Below are 13,775 nucleotides of genomic sequence, written 5' to 3'. Positions count from 1 at the left end.
TCCTGACCCGCGGGCGCCCGCTCCTGACGGTCCGGAGGCCGTCGCACTCGAGCTCGAGCGCGGCGGCCTCCGTCGTCTCGGCGCGTCCGGCGCCGCCTCGCCTCGACGAGAAGCCAGTAGTCGTCGCACTCGACGTCGACTGCGACGACTCCTGCACACTCGCGAGCGGAGGCGGCGCCGGACGCGCCGAGACGACGGAGGCCGCCGCGCTCGAGCTCGAGTGCGACGGCCTCCGGACCGTCAGGAGCGGGCGCCCGCGGGTCAGGACTCCGTGTCGACGAGCGAGTCGAGGTGCGCGAGGTCCTCGGACGAGATCTCGAAGTCGACGTCGGCGTTCTCGACGATGCGCGAGGGCGTCGTCGACTTCGGCAGCGGCAGCACGTCCTTCTCGAGCAGGTAGCGGATGCAGAGCTGCGCCACCGACTTGTCGTACTTCGCGGCGATCTCGCCGATGTCGGAGTTGTCGAGCAGGCCGCCCGTCGCGAGCGGCGAGTAGCCCTCCACGAGGATGCCGTGCTCCTTGCAGTACGCGGTCGTCTCGTCCTGGGTGTTGCCGACGAACCAGCGGATCTGGTTGGCGTGCGGCACCACGTCGGTCGCCGCGATCAGCGACTCCAGATCGGCGACCTGGAAGTTCGAGACGCCGATGGCGCGCGAGCGACCGGCCTCGAGGATCTCCTCCATCGCCTTCCACGCCGCGATGTTGCCCTCGCGGTGGTCGGAGCCCATGTCCTGCCAGGGCCACGGGGCGTGGATGAGGTACAGGTCGACGTGGTCGAGCTCGAGCGCCGCCATGGTGGTCTCGAAGCTCGCCTTCGCGCCCTCGTAGTCCTTCACCTCGGCCGGGAGCTTGGTGGTGATGAACACCTCGTCGCGCGGGACGCCGCTGTCGCGCAGGGCCCGGGCGACGCTCGCCTCGTTGCCGTAGGCGCGGGCGGTGTCGATGTGGCGGTAGCCCGCCTCGAGCGCGGCGGTCGTCGCGTCGTAGGCCTCGGGGCCGTCGGGGATCTGCCAGGTGCCGAACCCGATCTTCGGGATGGCGACTCCGTTGGACAGCGTGAACGTGTCGGTCAGGGCGGGCATGACTCTCCTCTGCGTCGGTCTTCTCCGCGGGCCGCCACCGGCGGCGCCGCTCCTTCCACGCTAGGCCGGGCCCCCGGCTCGCGCGGGCCCCTTGCGCTGTGCGCCTCCGGTGCTACGCGGCCGTCGCGCTCCCGGCCGCCGACCCCGCAGAAGTCGCAGGACTCGCGCGCGAGTACCGCGACTTCCGCGGACTCGAGCCGGCACCACCGGCCCGCCCCCGCGAGCGGCCGGCGCCTCCCCCCTGAGGCGCCGACCGCTCAGTCCCGCGCCACCGACCAGGGGGTCCGCAGAGCCCGCTCGGCGAGCAGCCGCCGCTCCCCCGTGATCGACACCTCCGCCGTCACCGCCGCGTCCGCCGCCGAGGCGCCGGCCGTCAGCCGCAGCGGCCCCGGGTCCACGGCGAGCCGGCCGTCCTCCCCCGTCACCGCGAGCCGGGCCGCGTCGACGTGGAAGTGCACCGTCAGCGTCTCGCCCGCCGCGATCGGCACGCGCGCGAAGCCGATGAGCTGCGCGACCGGCCGCACCACCGCCGAGGTCGGGTAGCCCGCATAGAGCTGCACCACCTCGACCGTGTCGGCGCCGTCGTTCCGGAGCGATACCGCCACGTCGAGCGATCCCCCGACCGGCAGCTCTGCCGCCGTCGCCAGCTCCGTATACGTCACCGCGCCACGGGTCAGCCCGTAGCCGAACGGGTAGAGCGGAGTCGCGTCCAGCGCCGTGATCCCGGGGTTCGAGAGCCCGAGCGACGGCTGCAGGTACGTGGTCGACGCGGACGGGAGCCGCGGGATCTGCACGGGCAGCCGCCCGGTCGGAGCCACGCGGCCCGAGAGCACGCCGGCGACCGCGGCCGCCCCGTCCGCTCCCGGGAAGAACGCCTGCACGAGTCCGCGCGCCGCTCCGAACGCCCCGAGCGCGTAGGGCCGGCCCGAGAGGACGACCACCACGGTGGGCACGCCGGTCTCGAGCACGGCCGTCACCAGCGGCTCCTGCGCTCCGGGGAGGCGGAGGTCGGCCGCGTCGCAGCCCTCGCCCGAGGTGCCGTCGCCGAAGAGCCCGGCGATGTCGCCGACCACGACGACCGCCGCGTCGGAGCCGCGGACGAGGTCCACCGCCTCCTGCACGTCGTCGGTCGACGCGGAGGTGATCGAGCCGCCCTCCGCGAAGCGCACGCGCGACGCTCCGAACTCCTCCTGCAGCGCCGTCAGCACCGTCGGGATCGACAGGCCGAGGTCGTGCCCGTGGTGCTTGGAGAGCACGTGGTTGGGGAACGCGTAGCAGCCGACCAGGCTGCGGAACTGGTCCGCGGCCGGCCCCACGACGGCGAGCGAGCCGGAGGACAGCAGCCCCGCGACGTCCTCGTCGCGCAGCAGCACGACCGACTCCTCCGCGATCCGCGACGAGATCGCGCGGTTGCGAGCGCTGTCGAGGTCGACGTCCTCGGCTCCCTCGGGCACCAGCGGGCCGCCGTCGAGCAGGCCCGCCTCGAACTTGTGGCGCAGGTGCCTGGCCACGGAGCGGTCGAGGTCGGCCTCGTCGACGACGCCCTCGCGGATCAGGCGCGGCAACTCGCCGTACGCCGCCGTCTGCGGCAGCTCGACGTCGACCCCCGCGTGCAGCGCCAGGCGCCCCGCGTCGGCCGCGTCGACCGCGACGTGGTGCATGGCCTGGAGGAACGGCACCGCCCAGTAGTCGGCGACGACCGTGCCCTCGAAGCCCCAGCGGTCGCGGAGCAGCGTCGTCAGCAGGTGCCGGCTGGCGCTGCTGGGCACGCCGTCGATGTCGGTGTACGAGGTCATCACACTGCGGGCGCCGCCGTGCCGCAGCGCGGCCTCGAACGGAGGCAGCACCGTGTCGGCGAGCTCGCGCGGCCCCATGCTCACGGGTCCGTGGTTGCGGGCGCCGCGGGAGGCGGCGTACCCGGCGAAGTGCTTCAGCGTCGCGACGACACCGGTCCCCTCCAGCCCCGCCACGTAGGCGGCGCCGAGCTGCGAGACGAGGTACGGGTCCTCGCCGAGGGTCTCCTCGACGCGGCCCCAGCGGTAGTCCTTCACGACGTCGACGACCGGGGCGAGGCCCTGGTGGACGCCGAGGGCGCGCATGTCCGAGCCGATCGCCTCCGCCATCTCGCCCACGAGCTCCTCGTGGAAGGTGGCCGCCCAGGCGAGCGGAGTGGGGAACGCGGTCGCGCCGTACGCGGCCAGGCCGGTGAGGCACTCCTCGTGCGCGATGGCCGGGATGCCGAGGCGGCTGCCGGCGACCACGCGCTCCTGCAGCTCGCGGAGCCGGCGGACGCCCTCCGGGACGGTGACCGGCTCGGTGCCGAACACGCGGGTCAGCTGGCCGAGGCCGCCGGTGAAGAGGTCGTCGCCCGCGGCGGGGCCGTCGTCGAGCTTCGGAGCGAAGTCGTCGGCGGAGTCGGTGAGCCAGACGGAGCCGAGCTGCGCCGCCTTCTCCTCGAGGGTGAGTTCCTGGGTCAGGAGGCGGGCGCGCTCGGCCGGAGGCAGAGCGCGGTCCCGCCAGTCCCGCCCGGGAGGACGCGCGGCGTCCGTCCCGGGCAGTGCTGGGGAAGCGTCGTGCATCAGCCCTTGAACGCCCCGTCCATGATCCCGGACACCATCCGGCGGCCGACGAAGAAGAACGCGATCAGCAGCGGGAGGGTGGCCATGAACGATCCGCCCATCGCCAGGGCGACGTCGATCGAGCGGTTGGCCTGCAGCTGCTTCAGCGCGATCTGCACCGTGAACAGCTCCGGCGACTTGAGGACGATGAACGGCCACATGAAGTCGTTCCAGACCGCCGTGAACGTGATCAGTCCGAGGACGAACGCCGCGGGGCGGACCACCGGGAAGGCGATGCGCCAGAACAGCTGCCACGAGTTGGCGCCGTCGATGCGGGCCGCCTGGATCAGCTCGTCGCTGACCGTCGTGGACATGTGCTGCCGCATCCAGAAGATGCCGAAGGCGCTGGCCAGGCCCGGCACGATGATCGCCTGGAGGGTGTCGACCCAGTCGAGCGCCGAGACGATCAGGTACTGCGGGATGATGCTCAGCTGCGCCGGTACCGTCATGGTCAGCAGCACGATCAGGAACAGCACGTTGCGGCCCGGGAACTGCAGCTTCGCGAAGGCGAAGCCGGCCATCGCGCAGAGGATCGCCGAGATGACGGCGATGCTCAGCGACACGATGAGGCTGTTCAGCATCGAGGCGACGAACGGGACGGTGTCGAACACCTTCTCGGCGATCGCCATGAAGTTCGTGCCCGGGTACAGGCGCGGCGGGATCGACGTGACGGCGGTCGCTCCGACCGACGCGACGACGAACATGTAGTAGAGCGGGAAGATCGAGACGAGCACCGCGATCACGAGGAAGACGTAGGTCGGCCAGCCGACTCCGCCGCCCTTCCCGCGCCGCTTCGGCAGCTGTGCCTTCTGGACCGTGGGGGCCAGCGTCTGCGGGACGGCCTGGTCGATCACATCGGACATCAGACGGCCTCCTTCCGGGTGCGGGTGGAGAGGTAGAAGTTGAGGAGGGAGACGAGGACCACGATCACGAACAGCACGACGCCGATGGCGGATCCGTAGCCGAACTTGAACTGGCCGAAGCCCTGCTCGTAGAGGAAGAGCGCCAGCGTCTGGCACTGCCGGCCTGCGCCGCAGGTGAGGCCCGATTCGGGAGCCACCAGGAGCGCCTCCGTGAAGATCTGCAGACCGCCGATGGTCGACATGATCACGGTGAAGACGATGATCGGGCGCAGCGCCGGGATCGTCAGGTGGCGGAACTGCTGCCAGCTGGACGCGCCGTCGACGGAGGCCGCCTCGAACATCTCGCGGGGCAGCGACTGCAGGCCCGCCAGGTAGAGGAGCGTGTTGTAGCCGAACCAGCGCCAGAAGACCATCGTCGAGATGACGATCCAGGAGCCGTAGTTCGTGGCGAGGAAGTTGATCGACGGCAGTCCGAAGATGCCGAGGAACCAGTTGATCAGGCCGAAGTTCTTGTCGAAGATCTGCGCGAACACGATCGCGGTCGCCGCGACGGAGGTGATGTAGGGCACCAGCAGCGCCATGCGGAAGAAGTTCGCCCAGCGGAGGCGGGCGTGGTTCAGCAGGTGCGCGAGGAAGAGGGCGAACAGCAGCTGGGGCACCGTCGAGATGATGAAGATGCCGAAGGTGTTGACCAGCGCGTTCCAGAACCGGGAGTCGGCGAAGAGCTGCTGGAAGTTCGCGATGCCGACGAAGGTCTGCTCGCCGATCGGGTTCCAGTCGAAGAGCGAGACGTAGAACGTGAACAGGAGCGGGAAGAGCCCGAAGACGATGAAGATGATGAAGAAGGGCGCGACGTACGCGTAGGGGGCGATCCGCTCCGAGAGGGAGTTGCGGATCCGCGCGGCCTTCTGGACCGGCGCGCTGGGCTGCTTGCGCTGCTTGCGGGGTGGTGCTGCTGTCACCGTTGACACGGGAGTACCTCCGTCGAGAAAGGGGGGAGGGGCCCGGCGCGCGAGGCGCCGGGCCGCTCGGGTGGGTGGGGCGATCAGCCGCCGATGGCCTGCTTGGCCGTGTCGAGTGCGGTCGACCACGCCTTGTCGGAGGTCACGTTGCCGGCCTCCAGCTCGACGAGGGTGTTGAGGAGCGCCCCATTGATGGGGGTGGTGTCCGGTCCGTTGTAGAAGGACGGGAACTGCTCGACGGAGGTCGCCATGACCTCGCCGATCTTCGAGTCGCCGAAGAACGGGTCGGTGTACGACTGGACCTCTTCGCTGGCGATCGCCTCGGTGGCGGCGGGCAGCGTGCCCGAGGCCTTGAAGTGGTCGGTCTGGCCCTCGGCCGACATCATCGTCTTGATGTACTGCCAGGCGGCCTCGGGGTGCTCGGCGCGGGCGGGGATGGCGATGACGCTGCCGCCCCAGTTGCCGCCGATGCCGGGGACGCTGGTGACGCGCCAGTTGCCGGCGGTGTCGGGGGCGTCGGTCTTGATGCCGGCGAGGATCCACGAGGGGGCGATCGTCACGGCGAAGGCGCCGTTCGCGCGGCCCGGGGCCCAGCCCGAGGACCAGGCGGCGATGCCGGCGCTGATGCCGGCGTCCTTGGTGTCCACGGCGACCTGGAACGCGTCCTTCACCTGCGGGTTGGTGTCGTAGACCAGCTCGCCGTCCGGCGAGTAGTACTTCTCCGAGACCTGGTTGACGGTCGAGAAGAAGACGCTGGTCTCGATGTTGTCGACGAACGGCTTGCCGGTCGCCTCGGTGTACTTCTTGCCGGTCTCGATGAAGGACGGCCAGTCCTTCCAGAGCTCGGCGACCTGGTCGGGCTCGGTCGGCAGGCCGGCCTGCTCGAAGAGGTCGGCGCGGTAGGCGAAGCCCAGTCCGCCGACGTCGGTCGGGACGCCCACGACGGATCCGTCGTCGGCGGTCGCGGCGGAGGCGGCCCACGGGAGGTAGGTGGAGGCGACGTCGTCGCCGCCGAGGGTGCGCAGGTCGAGGAAGTTCGAGCTGTTGGCGACGAACTGGGGCAGGTCGTCGTTCTGGATCATGACCAGGTCGGGCACCTTGCCGCCGGCGAGGGCCGCGGTGAGGGCGGTGGCGGTCTCGGTCGTGCTGCCGACCTCGGAGAGCTTGATCTTCGCGTCGGGCATCTTCGCGAGGTACTCGTCGACGCTGTCCTTGGCGTTGATGCCGGTGAAGGACCAGAAGGTGGCTTCGGCGTTCGGGTCGTCCGAGGCGCCTCCTCCCCCTCCGGACGAGCACCCGGTCAGGGTGAGCGCGACTACTGCTGCTGCTGCGGCTACGGCCGTCAGGCTTCTTTTCACGACAATTCCTCTTCGTTGGGGATTCGCAGGGCTTCGGTGAGGGCGGGCCTCAGAGAACGATCTCTTGGCGGCCAACCTAACCCGCCCGCGAGCACGATGCAAGCGAGAACCGGTCTCCGCGAGATAACGATCTCCGCCTAGTATCAAAGGGAAGTTTCGCAAATCGAGCAGTTCCGGACGGCCGCCCGCCGCCCCGTGCGAGTCTTCACCTCGACGCTCTCCCCACCGTGCTCCGCGGGGAGGCGCGGAAGCCGGAACCTCCCCTCGCAGAAGGAAGCAGCATGACTCGACCCACGCTGGTGGACGTCGCCCAGGCCGCGGGCGTCTCGCGCGCCACCGCCGCCCGGGTGCTCGCAGGCGGCACCAATGTCGACGTCCGGATGACCGCCGCGGTCGAGCGCGCCGCGAAGTCTCTCGGCTACGAGGCGAACAGCGCCGCCCGGATGCTCCGCGGCGGGCGGGCCGGGGCCATCGCCCTGATCGTCGCCTTCAACGAGCTCGACAGCCTCACCGGGACGTTCTTCACCTCGGTGCTGAAGGGCGCCGCGAAGGGCCTCTACGCCGGCGAGGTGCAGCCCGTGCTGCTGCCCGCCGACCACGACGACAGCGACCGCATCCCCCGCTTCCTCCGCTCGCGGGCCGTCGACGGCGCGATCGTGATCCTCCAGCACGAGATCACCCACCTCGCCCAGGCGCTGGCCGACTCCCCCGTGCCGATCGCCTGGGTCGGCCGCCCGCGCGTCGCCCTGCCCGAGGACGCGATCGTCATCGACTCCGACAACTACGGAGGCGGCCGCCTCGCCGCCCGCGCGCTCGCCGACTCCGGCCGCCGGCGCCTGGGCATCATCGCCGGCCCGCACGACATGGAGCCCGCCCGCGACCGCATCCGCGGCTGGCGCGACGAGCTGACCGAGCTCGGCCTCGACTCCAGCCCGATCGTGCACGGCGAGTTCACCCTCGAGAGCGGTTCCGCCGCGATGGCGCGCCTCCTGCAGCGCCACCCCGACCTCGACGGCGTCTTCGCCTCCTCCGACCTGATGGCCAACGGCGCGATCCGCGTGCTCCAGGCGTCCGGCCGCCGCGTCCCCGCCGACGTCTCCGTGATCGGCTTCGACGACGTCGTCATCGCGACCACCTCGGATCCGACCCTCACGACCATCCGGCAGCCCCTGGAGGACATGGGCCGCGTCGCCGCCGAGACCGTCGTCGCCGTCGTGCAGGGCCGCCCGGTCGACCGGCAGCCGATCCTCGCGACGACACTCGTGCAGCGCGAGTCCGCATGACCCCGCCTCCCCCGCACCGCCTGATCGTCAGCACCGACGCCGCGAACGAGGCCGACGACCAGTTCGCGATCGTCCAGGCGCTGCTCTCGACCACCCTCGACGTCCGCGGTCTCGTGGCGGCGCACTTCGGCCGGCCGGGGAGCATGCCGGAGTCGCGCGCCGAGATCGACCGCATCGTGGAGTTGGCGGGAGCGACGGTGACCGTCGTCGACGGCGCCGAGTCGGCCCTGCCCGCGGCGGCGTCGGACGGCGCCCGCCTGATCGTCGCGGAGGCTCTGCGCGACGACGGCCGGCTGTGGATCGCCGTGCTCGGGCCGCTGACCGACGTCGCCGCCGCCCTGCTCCTCGAGCCGTCGATCGCCTCCCGTGACGTCGTGGTCGTCTGGGTCGGCGGCCCGCCCTACGACGAGATCCCCGCCTACAGCCCCGAGTTCAACCTGATCAACGACGTCGACGCGGCGAACCTGGTGCTCGAGTCGGGCATCGCCCTCTGGCAGATCCCGATGCCCGTGTACTCCGGAGTCGGAGTCGGGCACGCCGAGCTGCGGACGCGCCTGCGCGGAACCAGCCCCCTCGGCGACTACCTGGTGGACCAGCTGATCGCGTTCAACGACACCATCCCGTACGGGCCGCTCGACTTCCGGTCGCTGGGCGACAGCCCGGCCATCGGCGCCGTGATGAACCCCGCCGGCGGACGCTGGCGGGAGCGCCGCGCACCGCGGTTCTCCGCGGACGGCGAGCTCCTGCCCGACTCCGGGCCGCACACGATCCGTGTCTGCGAGGCGTTCGACACCCGCTGGCTGATCGAGGACCTGTTCGCGAAGCTCGTGGAGTTCGGGGAGCGGTCCGGCGGCGAGCGCTAGCGTTCCTGCCGCGAGCGCTCGGTAGACGAAGCGGGGCCTCGTGCCGGCGGACACGCCGCTGCGGCTACTGGTCGCGGGGCTCGTCACTGCGGCCTGCGCCCTGACGGCGATGATCACCCTCCCGGGGCCGCCCCCTCGACTTCCCTCAGGACGCGATTCAGCCGGACGACCCCGCCCCGTCACTTCGGCCGGCCGCTCGTCCGACACCTCAGAGAGTCGGCGACCACCCGGGTCGACGATCCCTCATCAGGACGGCGAGACGTCCCGCGCGAGCCGCTCGAGCACCTGTATCAAGGTCGCGCGATCGATGCCGTCGGTGCGATCGACGAGGTGCCTGCGAACCGCGGCGGCGTGGATCGGACGGGCGACGCGGACGGCATCCCGCCCCTCATCGGTGATGCACACGTGGACGCCGGCGTCCACGCTCCGACGACCCAGCAGACCGCGCTGCTCCATGCGGGTCAGTTGGTGTGAGAGCCGGCTGCGGTGCCACTGCATCGAGGTGGCGAGGTCGCTCTGGCGGAGCTCCCCGCCGCCGAGCTCGACCAGGCGCGTCAGGATGCCGAAGTCCGGGTCGGAGAGACCCGTGCCGGTCTTGATCTCCTCGGCGACGCGCTGCCGGACCTGGTCCGATGCGATCTTCCACGTGTGCCAGAGAACCTGCTCCTGTTCGCTCAGCGCTGCGGTCATCTGCTCAGACTACGGTCCCGGTGTTGACACGACAACGTCCCGAGCGCAGAGTGTTGACATGACAACACTTGGAGATCCTGCGACGAAGCTCGCCCTCGTCACCGGCGGCAACAAGGGCATCGGCCTGGCCATCACCCGCGGCCTCGCACAGCAGGGGTTCACCGTCCTGCTCGGCGCGAGGAGCGTCGACGCCGGCCGGGACGCCGCGGAGAGCCTCGACGGGGACGTCCGCCCCGTCCTTCTCGACGTCACCCGGCAAGACCATGTCGACGCCCTCGCGACGCGCGTCGCGGAGGAGTTCGGGCAACTCGACGTACTGGTGAACAATGCCGGCGTCAACACGCTCACCTTCCACCCGATGGATCATCTGCCGACGCCGACCGAGGAGACGGTCGACGACATCAGGAGCGTGTACGAGGTCAACGTCTTCGCCGTCGTGCGGATGATGACGGCCTTCCTGCCGCTCCTGACCCGGGCGGAGGACGCACGGGTGGTGAACGTCACGAGCAAGCGCGGCTCACTCGGCGAGGAGGGCGCCTGGGTGGGGCAGCCCTCCATGGCCTACTCCAGCTCGAAGACCGCCCTCAACGCGCTGACCGTGCACTACGCCCGCGAGTTCGCCGCCACGACGCTGAAGATCAACGGCGCGGCCCCGGGGCACGTCGCCACTGACTTCAACGACTTCCGCGGCACGAGGACGCCGGACGAAGGCGCGGCGGTCGCCGTTCGCCTGGCCACCCTGCCGGCCGACGGCCCGACGGGCGCGGTCTTCGAGGACGACCATCAGCTCGCCTGGTGAGCGCTTCTCGCGTCAGCGGAACCTCCGGCCGATCGCGCTGCCCGTCTGGAACATCAGGCGGACTCGCGGAGCACCAGCTGGTGGCGGACTGTGCGATGGACGGCCGGGCCGCCCCGGGGGAGCTCGCCGGCGATCATGGCGACCGCGAGGTCGAGGGCGTGCCGCGCGAGCTCGTCGAGATCGACGGCGAGGGTGGTCAGAGTCGGAGCGAGCAGCCGCCCGATCGAGAGGCCGTCGATCCCGACCACCCGGACGTCGCCGGGCACGTCGACACCCGCCCGGCGGCAGGCGGAGAGCACGCCGAGCGCGCAGAGGTCGTTGAACGCGACGATCGCGTCGGCGACCCGCGGCCGGGCGATGATCCGCTCGGTCGCGTCCGCGGCCGCCTGGGCGGTGGGGCCCTCGGCGCGGACGACGGAGGCCTCGAGTCCGCGCGCGGCGAAGGCCCGGATCAGCAGCTCGGCCCGCCGGCTCGGCCGGGCATCCCGCGAGACGTCGACGACCACCGGATTCCGCACGCCCGCTCCCGCCAGGTGCTCGGCCAGCGCCTCGACGGCGTCGGAGTGGTCGAGCAGCACCGCGGCGCGCAGCGGGTCGCCGGTCGGGTCGAGCTCGACGACGGGCACGGAGCCGAGCCGTTCGATCCACTCCGCCGCGCGATCGCCGAAGGTGCCGATCACCGCGTCGGTCTGCGCGCCCAGCGCCTGGATCATCCGGTCGGAGTCGGCGGCGAGGCCCACGTCCGCGAGCGACACGTTCCAGCCCCGCGCCGCCGCGACCCGGACGACGGCTGAGGCGAGCTCCGGCGACCACGGGTTCCGCAGGTCGTCGACGACGAGCCCGAGCTGGTGCTCGCCGCCGGTGACCAGGCCGCGGCCGAACCGCGACGGGCGGTAGGACAGCTGCTCCGCGGCGTCGAGGACCCGCCGCTTCGTCTCCTCGCTGATGCCCGGCAAGCCGTTCATCGCGCGGGTGACGGTCTGGCGGGAGACCCCGGCGGCGGCAGCGACGTCGTGGATCGTCGCGCGGCCGCCGGCCTCGGCACCGCTCAGGCGCGGAGGTCGAGCCATGCCGTCTGCTCCGGGGTCAGCTCGATCGACAGGCCGCGCATCGACGAGCGCAGCTCGGTGATCGTGCGCGGCCCGAAGAGCGGGAAGGTGGGGAACGGCTGCGCGAGCACGTAGGCCAGCGCGATCGCCGTCGCTCCGACACCGTGCTCGGCCGCCAGCTGCTCGGCCCGGCGCAGGCGCTCGAAGTTGTCCGGCCCGTAGTAGCAGCGCACCAGCTCGGCGTCGCTGGTGTCGTCCGGGCGGGCGCGGCCGGTGAAGAAGCCGCGCGCCTGCGAGGACCACGGCAGCAGCGGGATCTGCCGCTCGACCAGCCACTCCTTCGACGCCCGGTCGGTGACGTGGACGCAGCCCTCCCACGGCACGTCGTACGCCTCGGCCAGGCCGAAGTGGTCGCTCAGCGCCTGGAACCCGGCCCGCCCGTGAGTGCGGGCGTACTCCTGCGCCTCGTCGAAGCGGGCCGGCGTCCAGTTCGAGACGCCGTAGGCGCGGATCCGCCCGGCGCGCTGGTGCTCGTCCATCACGTCGACGAACTCGCCCACCGGCACCTCGAGGTTGTCGCGGTGCATCAGGTAGATGTCGGCGTAGTCGGTGCCCTGCCGCTCGAGGCTCTCGAGCAGCTGCCGGGAGAGCGACTCCGGGTCGCAGTAGGGGGTGTGCGCGCCCTTGGTGATCACGACGACGTCCTCGCGGATGCCGCGGTTGCGGATCCACCGGCCGAGGCGGCCCTCCATCTCGCCGTCGCCGTAGATGTAGCCGGTGTCGAAGGCGGTGCCGCCCTGCTCGACGAACGCGTCGAAGATCGCCGAGGCGTGCGCCAGATCCGGCTGGTTGTCGACGCCCATCACGAGCCGCGACATCCGCTTGCCGACGCCGGGGATCTCCCCGAAGAGCATCGGGCTGTCCGACGCCGCGCGCAGCGGCCGCCCGGACACCGTCGGGATGTCCGCGGTCTCGGCCTCGAACGGGAAGCGCAGGCCGATCGCGGCGCGCCAGCGGTCGAGCGTGCGGGCCGTCGCGAGGGTCTCCTCGAGCGTGATCTGCGGCGCCTCGACGGATCCGGCCGCCAGGGCGTCGGTCGTCGCGTCCGCCTCGAGCGCGTAGGGGCTCTCCCCCTCGAACGTGAGGATGCGCGGCTCCTCCCCCACGACGCTGATCTCGATGCCCGCGTCGGACGCACCGAACCACGGGTCGGCCACGTGCAGACGGCCGCGCGTGCCGTGGATTGTCAGGGCGTTCACGTCGTCGAGTGCCACGCCGGTGCGGAGGGTCGCGGTGATGCCGCCGCGGTAGGTCGCGCGGGCGACGCTCCACTCGTCGACGCCGGTCGGGCCGAGGCTGCCCCTCGCGTCGAACTCGACGGGCTCCGCGACGGCGGCACCGGTCGCGGCCTGCACCACGGCCGCCGCGGCGGTGACGGTGTATCCGCCGACGTCGAGGACGCCTCCTCCGGCCGTCGCGGCGTCGTACAGGCGGCCCTCGCGGGACGGGGTGCGGAAGGAGAAGGAGGCGTCGATGTGCACGACGTCGCCGATCGCGCCGTCGCGGACGAGCTCGAGCAGCGCGGCGGTCTGCGGGTGGAAGCGGTACATGTACGCCTCGACCAGCGGCAGACCGGCGCTGCGGGCGGCGTCGACCAGGGCCATCGCCGTGCCGTGGTTGACGGCGAGCGGCTTCTCGCAGAGCACGGCCTTGCCGGCCTCGAGCGCCTGCAGGACGAGCACGGCGTGACCCGTGTGCACGGTGGAGATGTAGACCGCGGTGACCCGCGGATCGGCGAGGACCGCGGCGTAGTCGCCGGCTGTCGCGTCCGCGAAGCCGTGCTCGACGGCCTCGGCGGCGAAGGCCGCGGCGCGCCCCGGGTCGGAGCTGCCCGCCGCGACGAGCCGGGCGCCGCGGTCGCTCGCCGGCAGCTGGGAGAGGAACCGGCGCGCGATGCTGCCGGGGCCGAGCACCGCCCAGCCGGGTGCGGGAGTGGTCGGGGTGGAGTCGGTCATGGGGACCCTTTCGCGGCGTCGTCGTCGTGAACGTTCACGCACCACGCTAGGCGGGCGGGAGGGGCCGGGACAAGTGCGGTGCGAAGCCTGTACGTGAACGTTCACCACGAGACCGAGGGCGCTCCCCCGCTGCTCGAGCGGCCGGGCGGAGGGAGCGGCGCCGCGATCGCTTCCGATGCCGAGCGCCGCCTC

The 13,775-nt window shown here is 71.8% G+C and carries 11 protein-coding genes; 3 read left to right on the top strand and 8 right to left on the bottom strand.

The annotated features are described in order from the left end of the window. Positions 1 to 261: 261 nt before the first annotated feature. The 5 genes from C5C27_RS03445 to C5C27_RS03425 form a co-directional block, all read right to left on the bottom strand. Positions 262 to 1,083 carry an aldo/keto reductase gene (locus tag C5C27_RS03445; protein ID WP_104226493.1) on the bottom strand — a complete coding sequence of 274 codons (822 nt, stop codon included), beginning with the start codon at positions 1,081 to 1,083 and terminating at the stop codon, positions 262 to 264. Positions 1,084 to 1,340: 257 nt separating this feature from the next. After that, positions 1,341 to 3,662 carry a glycoside hydrolase family 3 N-terminal domain-containing protein gene (locus tag C5C27_RS03440; RefSeq protein WP_104313629.1) on the bottom strand — a complete coding sequence of 774 codons (2,322 nt, stop codon included), beginning with the start codon at positions 3,660 to 3,662 and terminating at the stop codon, positions 1,341 to 1,343. After that, entirely contained in the window at positions 3,662 to 4,564 is a 903-nt protein-coding gene (locus tag C5C27_RS03435; RefSeq protein WP_104248354.1) for a carbohydrate ABC transporter permease, read from the bottom strand. Before C5C27_RS03435 ends, C5C27_RS03440 begins: the two co-directional genes overlap by 1 nt. Further along, positions 4,564 to 5,526, bottom strand: a complete 963-nt coding sequence (locus C5C27_RS03430; RefSeq protein WP_104224677.1) for a carbohydrate ABC transporter permease — start codon at positions 5,524 to 5,526, stop codon at positions 4,564 to 4,566. The genes C5C27_RS03435 and C5C27_RS03430 overlap by 1 nt, the downstream gene beginning before the upstream one ends. A gap of 83 nt (positions 5,527 to 5,609) precedes the next feature. After that, positions 5,610 to 6,884, bottom strand: coding sequence for an extracellular solute-binding protein (locus C5C27_RS03425; protein ID WP_104238438.1), 1,275 nt, complete (start codon positions 6,882 to 6,884; stop codon positions 5,610 to 5,612). 281 nt (positions 6,885 to 7,165) lie between these two features. Here C5C27_RS03425 and C5C27_RS03420 point away from each other — a divergent pair, with 281 nt between their 5' ends. Together C5C27_RS03420 and C5C27_RS03415 are read left to right on the top strand one after the other, a co-directional pair. Continuing rightward, on the top strand, positions 7,166 to 8,167 hold the full coding sequence (locus tag C5C27_RS03420; protein ID WP_104261720.1) for a LacI family DNA-binding transcriptional regulator: 1,002 nt from the start codon (positions 7,166 to 7,168) through the stop codon (positions 8,165 to 8,167). Next, positions 8,164 to 9,030: a nucleoside hydrolase gene (locus C5C27_RS03415; protein WP_104313628.1), complete on the top strand. Its 867-nt coding sequence runs from the start codon at positions 8,164 to 8,166 to the stop codon at positions 9,028 to 9,030. The genes C5C27_RS03420 and C5C27_RS03415 overlap by 4 nt, the downstream gene beginning before the upstream one ends. Positions 9,031 to 9,276: 246 nt before the next feature. Here the strand turns inward: C5C27_RS03415 and C5C27_RS03410 are convergent, their stop codons facing one another. Further along, a complete protein-coding gene (locus tag C5C27_RS03410; protein ID WP_146079600.1) occupies positions 9,277 to 9,720 on the bottom strand; it encodes a MarR family winged helix-turn-helix transcriptional regulator in 444 nt (147 codons plus the stop codon). Positions 9,721 to 9,778: 58 nt separating this feature from the next. Here C5C27_RS03410 and C5C27_RS03405 point away from each other — a divergent pair, with 58 nt between their 5' ends. Continuing rightward, on the top strand, positions 9,779 to 10,519 hold the full coding sequence (locus tag C5C27_RS03405; RefSeq protein ID WP_104313627.1) for an SDR family NAD(P)-dependent oxidoreductase: 741 nt from the start codon (positions 9,779 to 9,781) through the stop codon (positions 10,517 to 10,519). A 53-nt stretch (positions 10,520 to 10,572) separates the two neighbouring features. Here C5C27_RS03405 and C5C27_RS03400 read toward each other — a convergent pair whose 3' ends face one another. Both C5C27_RS03400 and C5C27_RS03395 read right to left on the bottom strand, forming a co-directional pair. Continuing rightward, positions 10,573 to 11,589: a LacI family DNA-binding transcriptional regulator gene (locus tag C5C27_RS03400; protein WP_104313626.1), complete on the bottom strand. Its 1,017-nt coding sequence runs from the start codon at positions 11,587 to 11,589 to the stop codon at positions 10,573 to 10,575. Beyond that, positions 11,568 to 13,583 carry an aldo/keto reductase gene (locus tag C5C27_RS03395; RefSeq protein WP_104313625.1) on the bottom strand — a complete coding sequence of 672 codons (2,016 nt, stop codon included), beginning with the start codon at positions 13,581 to 13,583 and terminating at the stop codon, positions 11,568 to 11,570. Before C5C27_RS03395 ends, C5C27_RS03400 begins: the two co-directional genes overlap by 22 nt. Positions 13,584 to 13,775: the final 192 nt, after the last annotated feature.

The sequence above is a fragment of the Rathayibacter sp. AY2B7 genome (genome assembly GCF_002931635.1).
Classification (GTDB): Bacteria; Actinomycetota; Actinomycetes; order Actinomycetales; family Microbacteriaceae; genus Rathayibacter.
Note: the sequence above shows the minus strand (reverse complement) of the source record. Positions and strands in the feature narration are given on the sequence as shown.

Coding starts and splice junctions, on each gene's coding strand:
- C5C27_RS03405 (WP_104313627.1), top strand. CDS start 9,779: ATGACAACACTTGGAGATCCTGCGACGAAGCTCGCCCTCGTCACCGGC.
- C5C27_RS03410 (WP_146079600.1), bottom strand. CDS start 9,720: ATGACCGCAGCGCTGAGCGAACAGGAGCAGGTTCTCTGGCACACGTGG.
- C5C27_RS03415 (WP_104313628.1), top strand. CDS start 8,164: ATGACCCCGCCTCCCCCGCACCGCCTGATCGTCAGCACCGACGCCGCG.
- C5C27_RS03420 (WP_104261720.1), top strand. CDS start 7,166: ATGACTCGACCCACGCTGGTGGACGTCGCCCAGGCCGCGGGCGTCTCG.
- C5C27_RS03445 (WP_104226493.1), bottom strand. CDS start 1,083: ATGCCCGCCCTGACCGACACGTTCACGCTGTCCAACGGAGTCGCCATC.
- C5C27_RS03395 (WP_104313625.1), bottom strand. CDS start 13,583: ATGACCGACTCCACCCCGACCACTCCCGCACCCGGCTGGGCGGTGCTC.
- C5C27_RS03435 (WP_104248354.1), bottom strand. CDS start 4,564: ATGTCCGATGTGATCGACCAGGCCGTCCCGCAGACGCTGGCCCCCACG.
- C5C27_RS03440 (WP_104313629.1), bottom strand. CDS start 3,662: ATGCACGACGCTTCCCCAGCACTGCCCGGGACGGACGCCGCGCGTCCT.
- C5C27_RS03400 (WP_104313626.1), bottom strand. CDS start 11,589: ATGGCTCGACCTCCGCGCCTGAGCGGTGCCGAGGCCGGCGGCCGCGCG.